This is a genomic window from Paenibacillus chartarius (assembly GCF_042432825.1).
Classification (GTDB): Bacteria; Bacillota; Bacilli; order Paenibacillales; family NBRC-103111; genus Gordoniibacillus; species Gordoniibacillus chartarius.
This window is the reverse complement of sequence record NZ_JBHLWN010000084.1, coordinates 1-748: the sequence shown is the minus strand read 5'-3', so window position 1 is coordinate 748 and position 748 is coordinate 1. Positions and strand designations below refer to the sequence as shown.

Annotated in this window: 1 protein-coding gene; it reads right to left on the bottom strand. The window is 35.2% G+C overall.

Going from position 1 to position 748, the window contains the following annotated elements; genetic code table 11:
* Window positions 1-41: 41 nt before the first annotated feature.
* Window positions 42-308 (bottom strand): helix-turn-helix domain-containing protein, encoded by a 267-nt coding sequence (locus ACFFK0_RS22555; RefSeq protein ID WP_377472626.1) that lies wholly within the window; start codon window positions 306-308, stop codon window positions 42-44.
* Between the last annotated feature and the right edge of the window lie 440 nt (window positions 309-748).

Genomic DNA, 748 nt, shown 5'->3' with positions numbered 1-748 from the left:
CTCTTTTTTCATGCCGAAGAGACGGATACAACTGACTTAAATCACCGGACTTCTAGAACAGACCTTGTTTCAAAATCTGAAGAATTTAAATCAAGCTCTCGGAAATCAAAAAGTTCTCCAGGCTTTATCTCTAGGGCATTCATGATCTTCTCTAGCGAATCCAAAGAGAGATTCCGTTTACCGAGTTCAGCCTCAGTAAGATACGACGCTTGGTGCCCTGTAAGATGACCCAATTGTTGTAAAGTCAAACCTTTTTTAATACGTATGTTTCGGATTTTTTCACCAATTATTTTTTTTAAATCAGACATCCAAGATTACCTCCCTACTCAAGGGTAGAGGATTATTCAAAAAAAATATATATGAGTATAAGTGAATATATTTGTAAATATCACTTAAAAGTGATATATTGTAGTTATTATAACCAGAGGTGAGCACAATGATTCCAAAAGTCAGATCGGTGGAGTCGTTGATTCTTTCTAACCAATCGTCTGAGCAATTTATTTTTCAATTTAATAAGCTTATTTTCCTTAGAAACACTCAGTACTTGTTTCTTCAGCAAAAGGAGTGTCGAAAGATCTTGAAAATTAAATATTGTGATGGGGGGTTAAAGTTAATTGGAATAAGTAGAGAAGAGTACACGGATTTGAAAGATCATATTCACTGGAGTCATAATGATTTTTCGGAAATTTCTAAAAGTCCGGTGAAAAAGTCCGCGTAAAGCAGGCCTTTATCACGGGTTTGTCGAATT